Annotated in this window: 6 protein-coding genes; 4 read left to right on the plus strand and 2 right to left on the minus strand. The window is 73.4% G+C overall.

The genetic code is table 11. The annotated features are described in order from the left end of the window. Positions 1 to 146: 146 nt before the first annotated feature. The 3 genes from I4I78_RS28635 (at position 147) to I4I78_RS28645 (ending at position 2464) form a co-directional block, all read left to right on the plus strand. On the plus strand, positions 147 to 1070 hold the full coding sequence (locus I4I78_RS28635) for a glycosyltransferase family 2 protein (RefSeq protein WP_218614622.1): 924 nt from the start codon (positions 147 to 149) through the stop codon (positions 1068 to 1070). A gap of 64 nt (positions 1071 to 1134) precedes the next feature. Further along, positions 1135 to 1836 carry a CHRD domain-containing protein gene (locus I4I78_RS28640; protein WP_218614623.1) on the plus strand — a complete coding sequence of 234 codons (702 nt, stop codon included), beginning with the start codon at positions 1135 to 1137 and terminating at the stop codon, positions 1834 to 1836. Between the two features lie 196 nt (positions 1837 to 2032). Beyond that, positions 2033 to 2464 carry a class F sortase gene (locus tag I4I78_RS28645; protein WP_218614624.1) on the plus strand — a complete coding sequence of 144 codons (432 nt, stop codon included), beginning with the start codon at positions 2033 to 2035 and terminating at the stop codon, positions 2462 to 2464. Positions 2465 to 2525: 61 nt separating this feature from the next. On the opposite strand, the gene I4I78_RS28650 is transcribed toward I4I78_RS28645, so the two are convergent. Further along, entirely contained in the window at positions 2526 to 4079 is a 1554-nt protein-coding gene (locus I4I78_RS28650) for an acetolactate synthase large subunit (RefSeq protein WP_218614627.1), read from the minus strand. Between the two features lie 367 nt (positions 4080 to 4446). Between I4I78_RS28650 and I4I78_RS28655 the strand changes: the two genes are divergently transcribed. Continuing rightward, the gene (locus I4I78_RS28655; RefSeq protein ID WP_308252425.1) at positions 4447 to 5313 is read left to right on the plus strand and encodes an alpha/beta hydrolase-fold protein; all 867 of its coding nucleotides are present in this window, start codon (positions 4447 to 4449) and stop codon (positions 5311 to 5313) included. A 175-nt stretch (positions 5314 to 5488) separates the two neighbouring features. Here the strand turns inward: I4I78_RS28655 and I4I78_RS28660 are convergent. Beyond that, on the minus strand, positions 5489 to 6263 hold a 775-nt coding region (locus I4I78_RS28660), incomplete at its 5' end, for an aldehyde dehydrogenase family protein (protein ID WP_218614626.1).

A 6263-nucleotide genomic window follows, 5' to 3' on the forward strand; every position in this document is an offset into this window, starting at 1 on the left:
TCCGGCCGCGGTCACCGAGCACGTACCGGCTGCGACCACCCGCTGACGCTCGGGGCCTGAGTGCCGCATCACTCCGGGTGAACGATTTCCGCCCGGGATGCGTACCACCCGTGTGACCCCGTCGGGGTCGGTGACACGGAGGTGCCATGACGGTGCGCCAGCAGTTGCCCGGGAGAGCGTCCAAGCGCCTCGTCCGCCCCGACGACCATCTCGGTGACGGCCGACCGCACGTCCCGGCTCCCCGGCGGCCGGAGCCCGCGGCGGCGGGTCCGGCGGAACCCGGCCGCAGTGCGACCCCGCGGGTGTCGGTGGTCGTGCCGGCCCGCAACGAGGCCCGCAACCTCGAGCTCGTGCTCCCGGCCCTGGCCGCGCAGCCCTCCGTCAGCGAGGTCGTGGTCGTCGACGGGGGGTCGGTGGACGGCACCCTCGACACCGCCGCGCGCGTGATGCCGGGCGCCACGCTCGTCACGCAGACCCGCCGCGGCAAGGGCAACGCCCTGGCGTGCGGTTTCGCCGCCGTCACCGGTGACGTCATCGTCATGTTCGACGCCGACGGCTCCGCCGACCCGGGCGAGATCCCGGCGTTCGTCGCCGCGCTGGTCGCCGGCGCCGACGTCGCCAAGGGCAGCCGTTTCGCCCGCGGCGGGGGCAGCGACGACATCACCGCCCTGCGTCGATACGGCAACGCCGGGCTGAACGCCGTGGCGAACGGGCTGTTCGGAACCGCGTACTCCGACCTCTGCTACGGCTACAACGCGTTCTGGACCGACGTCGTCCCGACGCTCGACCTGCCACCGACCGCCACCCCCGACCGGGGCGGGCCGATCGCCTGGGGCGACGGGTTCGAGATCGAGACGATCCTGACCTGCCGGGTCGCCGCGGCCGGGCTGCGGGTGACCGAGGTGGCGTCGGTGGAGCGGGCGCGCATGCACGGCGAGACCAACCTGCGCACGTTCGCCGACGGGGCCCGGGTCCTGCGCACGCTCGCGGCCGAACGCCGTCGCGCCCACGGTCTCGGTGCGGGGTGTCGTGGAACGGAGGGCGGCCGAAAGATTCTGCGGGACGGGTGAACGCACGGCCCGGGGCGGCCGTAGATACGGGTGATCAGGACAAACACCTCCGGAAGGACGCCCCGTGCGCCGTATCGCCCCTCGCCTCGCTTTCCTGACCGCCGCGACCGTGGCCTTCACGGCGGTGTCCGTCGGCACCGCCCTGGCCCAGGACACCGAGGTGGACGAGCCCGGCTCGTTCACCAGCATGTTCACCGCGATGGCCACTCCCGACATGGTCATCGGCACGGACAACCAGCCCGCCCCGGGACAGCCGGGCGCGACCGGCACGTTCAACTACCGGATCAACAGTGACCAGGAGGTCATCTGCTACGACCTGACGCTGCAGGGCGTGCAGGGCGACTACAAGAGCCCGGCGAAGACCGCGACGCACATCCACGAGGCGCAGCCGGGCATGGCGGGCCCGCCGCGGATCGCGTTCCCGAACCCGGCCGGTGACGGGGACACCCGCACCAGCTCCGGCTGCCTGCAGGGCCCGTTCACCACCGGTGTGATGGCGAACGGCCAGGACTCCGGGACCGGGTTCTCGCTCAAGGAGATCGAGGCCGACCCGTCGGCGTTCTTCGGTGACACCCACACCGCCGACTTCACCGCGGGCGCGGTGCGCGGCCAGCTGACCGAGGTGCCGATGGGCGGCGTGGAGACCGGCGCCGGCGCCACCGGGGCCGGGGACACCGGCGCGACCGTGGCCCTGGGTGCGGCGGGCCTGCTCGCGGCCGCCGGGGTCGGCGCCGTGGCGGTGCGCCGGAACCGTGCGCGTTCCTGACAGGTCCCTGCGGGGGCGTCCGGGGCGCGGAGTCCCGGGCGCTCTCGCGCTCGTCGTGTCGCTGCTACTGCTCGCGGGATGCGCGGCGGCTGCCACAGCGCCGGCCACGTCACCGGCCACGTCACCGGGCGCCGGCTCTGCGGCGCCGCCGCCTGCGCCGACTCCGGGCGCGAGCCCCGCGGAGGGGCCGGTCCCGGTGTCGGTGCGCGCGGACGCGATCGGGGTCGACGAGCCGGAGCTGCTGGGCCTCGGTGTCGCCGACGACGGCTCGGCCGAGGTCCCGCAGGACTACGACCGGGTCGGCCGGTTCGACAACGGCGCCACGCAGGACCGCTCCGGTGCGACCGTGCTGCTCGGGCACGTCGACTCGCGCAGCGGGCCGGCCGTGTTCTACCGCCTGCGTGACCTGCGGGCCGGCGACGTGATCGAGGTCGGACTCTCCGACGGGACGAGCGCCCGCTACGCCGTGGCGCGCACCGAGCAGGTCGCGAAGGACCGTTTCCCGACCTTCGCCGTGTTCGGGGCCTCGGCCGACGACGTGCTCCGGCTGGTCACCTGCGCCGGGGAGTTCGACCGCGGCGCGCGCAGCTACACCGACAACCTCGTCGTGCACGCCGCCCGGGTCTGACGCCGGACCGGCACGCGGCGGGCGCGCAGGCCCGCCGCGTCCCGGTGACCGGTGGGCACGCTCAGGCCACCGGCGGGACGATCGCCTCGACCAGGTGCGGGCCCGGCTCGGCGTAGGCCTCGCGCAGCGCGACGACCAGGTCCTGCGCGGTGGTCACCTTCCGTGCCGGGACGCCGAAGCCCCGGCTGATCGAGACGAAGTCCGTCGTCGGGTCGGAGAGGTCGAGCATCCGCGACGCCCGCTCGGCGGGCTCCCCGGCGCGGGTCCGGGCGAGCTCGGCGCGCAGGATCGCGTACGCCGCGTTGTTCACGATCACCGTGGTGACGTCGAGGCGCTCGCGGGCCTGGGTCCACAGCGCCTGGATCGTGTAGAGCGCGCTGCCGTCGGCCTCGATCGACAGCACCGGGCGGTCCGGCGCGCCGACCGCGGCGCCGGTCGCCGCGGGCAGGCCCTGGCCGATCGCGCCGCCGGTCAGGGTGAGCAGCGTGTGCCGGTTCGCCGTCGCCAGCGCCGGCGGCAGCCCCATGCTCGAGGTCAGGCCCTCGTCGACGACGACGGCGTTCTCCGGCAGCGTCGCGGCGACCGCGGCGGCCAGGCCGGCGACCGTCAGCGGGCCCGGTTCCGGCTCCGGCGCGTCGAGCGCGGGCAGCTGCGGCTCGGTGCCGGCGGCGACCCGGTCGGCGATCGACTCCAGCGCCGTCTCCACGTCCTGTGACACGTCGGCGAGCTCGATCACCTCGCAGCCGGCGGGGACGTGGTCGCTCTCCAGGCCGGGGTAGGCGAAGAACGCCACCGGCGCCGGGGTCCCGGCCAGGACGAGCCGCCGCACGCCGTCGAGCTGCGAGCGGACATGCTCGGTGGGGTAGGCCTGGCGGCGCACCGTCGGCACGCCGGCACCCGCCTCCATCCGGGTCACGAACCGCTCGACCAGCAGCCGGGTGCCGGTCGCCCGGGAGATCCGGCTCGCGGCCCGCAGGCCCCGCTCGGTCAGGGCCGCGCCGCCGAGCAGCAGCATCGTCGCGTCGCCGTCGCCGGTCGCGTCCACGACGTCGTCGACGACGGACTTCTCGACGGGGGTGCGCGCGACCGCCGGACGGCGCGGCGCCCGTCGTCCACCACCGGACCAGGACACGTCGGCGGGCAGGACCAGCGTCGCGACCTGACCGCCGTCGCGCCCGGTGGCCTCCAGCGCGCGCATCGCGTCCGCGGCCACGGACCGTGAGGTGCCGCTGGTGTGCACCCACCCGGACACGGTGCGCGCCGAGGACTCGATGTCGGACTGCAGCGGGGCGTCGTAGGCGACGTGCCCGGTTGCGTGCGCACCGACGACGCACAGCACGGGGGAGTGCGCGCGACGGGCGTTGTGCAGGTTCGCCAGGCCGTTGCCCAGGCCCGGGCCCAGGTGCAGCAGGACCGCGGCCGGACGTCCGGTGACCCGCGCCCAGCCGTCCGCCGCCCCGGTCGCGACGCCCTCGAACATCGCCAGCACGCCGCGCATCGCCGGGACCGCGTCCAGGGCGTGCACGAAGTGCATCTCCGAGGTGCCGGGGTTCATGAAGCACACGTCCACGCCGGCGTCGACCAGGCTGTGGATCAGGGCCTGCGCCCCGTTCATCGGGGCCCGGTCGGCAGGTCCGTCCTCGGTCATCGGTGCTGGTCCCCTCTGCTGCGCCGGTGGGCGACCCGCGCGGCGGGTCGGCTTCTGCGGTGTACCCGTCATTCGTACGCGCGGCGATCACCGGCCGCTCGCCGGGGACCGGGCGACGCTCCACACTGCACGCCGACCGCGGTCGGCGCCACTGCCGCGCCGGCGGGCCGCAACACATGTCGAAGACCGCCCGCCGACGTCGCGACACGCGCCTACTGCCGTCGCGATCGAGAGGCACCATGCTGGCCTTCAGACGAAGGGCGAAGGGCGAGACCTTTCTTGCCCGGAGGTCGCACGAGCGCGGAACCACAGGTGAGGACGATCGATGAGCGCGATGTTGCACGGCTGCCTACCGGACACGGAGTACCTCGACGTCGCGTCCCGGTCGGGACACCGGTTCGGCGTCTGGGTCACCACGCCTCCCGGCTACACGGACCTCGGCGAGTCGATGCCGCTGATCTACGTGTTGGACGGGAACATGACCGTGGGTCTGACGGCGCCCCTCATCGTCGCGCAGGCGGACCCGTATCTGAGCGTCGCGCCGTACATCCAGGTCAGCGTGGGCTATGCGGGCGATGAGGCAGCGGACTGGTCGCGGCTTCGCAACCGCGACCTCGTGCCGCCCGGGGAGCCGGTCGGCGACGAGGTGATCGCGGCTCTGACGTCGGCCCGCGATGCAGAGAAGATGACCCAGGAGCAACTCGACGCCTACCTCGAGCAGCTCTCGGACTGCCGCGCGGATGCGTTCCTCGACTTCCTCGTCACCGAGCTGCACCCGCTCCTGCGGTCGCGATTTCGTGTCAGCGATTCCGGGCACGGTCTGTTCGGCTACTCGTACGGAGGCCTCTTCGCGCTCTATGCGTGGCTTCGTGGCACGACACCGTTCGCCACGATCGGGGCCGGCACTCCGGGGATCAGCAGTGCCGACAGCCAGGTGTTCGACCTGATCGGAGCCCTTCCGGAGCACCACGAGGGTGGCGACCCGGCGATGCCTCGCCTCCACGTCACCCTGAACAGGGTCGAGCTCCTGGGTGACGTCGCCGTGTACCGGGGCCTCGCTCGCCACGTTCTCAGGGCCCTGGACGAGCTACGAGCCAGAGGTCATGCGAGGAGTCTCTCCACCGCGCTGCTCGACGAGACGCACGTCACCGGGATACAGGCGTCGTTCCTGAGCTACCTGAAGGAATGCCACGTGCGGTGACCGCGTCGCCGGGGCTGCAACGCGATGGTGGCCCGGCCGCATGCGACCGGGCCACCATCTACCCGAACTGACGCGCCGCTCCCACCACGAAGCGACGTCATTAAGTTAGCCTTACCTCAGGCGAAGGTCAAGGGTGTCGGGCACCGAGATCGGGATCGGCTCCGGGTCGCCCGCCTCAGCCCAGGGTGAACGGGTCCCGGGTGCCGCCGCTGAGCTCGACCCACACCGACTTGTCCTCGAGGTAGGCGTCCAGTGAGCCGCTGCCGTTCTCCCGGCCCAGACCCGACTGCTTGAACCCGCCGAACGGCACGCTCGGCGCCACCACCCGGTAGGCGTTGATCCAGACGGTGCCGGCCTTGATCTTCGCGGCCATCCGGTGGGCGCGGTGCACGTCCTTGGTCCAGACGGCGCCGGCCAGGCCGTAGGGGGTGTCGTTGGCGAGCTTCACGGCCTCGTCCTCGTCGGTGAACATGACCGCCGAGAGCACCGGACCGAACACCTCCTCGCGGAACACCGTGTCGCCGGGCTTCACCGACAGCACCGTGGGCTTGACGAAGTAGCCGCCGAGGGAGTCCTCGGCCGCCCCGCCGTAGGCGACGGTGGCGCCCTCGGACCTCGCGGTGTCGAGGTAGCCCAGCACCTTCTCGTACTGCGGCCCGTTCGCGACCGGGCCCATCTCGGTCTCCGGGTCGTTCGGGTCGCCGAGCTTGATCGTCGCCGCGCGCTCGGCGACGAGCCGGACCAGCTCGTCGTGCACGTCGGCGTGCACGATCAGCCGCGACCCGGCCATGCAGGTCTGGCCGGTCGCGGCGAACACGCCGGCGATCAGGCCGTTCGCGGCGGCCTGCAGGTCGGCGTCGGGGAACACGACCTGCGGGGACTTGCCGCCGAGCTCGAGGGTGACCGGGTTGAGCCGCTCGGCGGCGGCGTGCGCGACCGATCGCCCGGTC

It is taken from the genome of Pseudonocardia sp. KRD291, from assembly GCF_019263595.1.
Taxonomy (GTDB): domain Bacteria; phylum Actinomycetota; class Actinomycetes; order Mycobacteriales; family Pseudonocardiaceae; genus Pseudonocardia.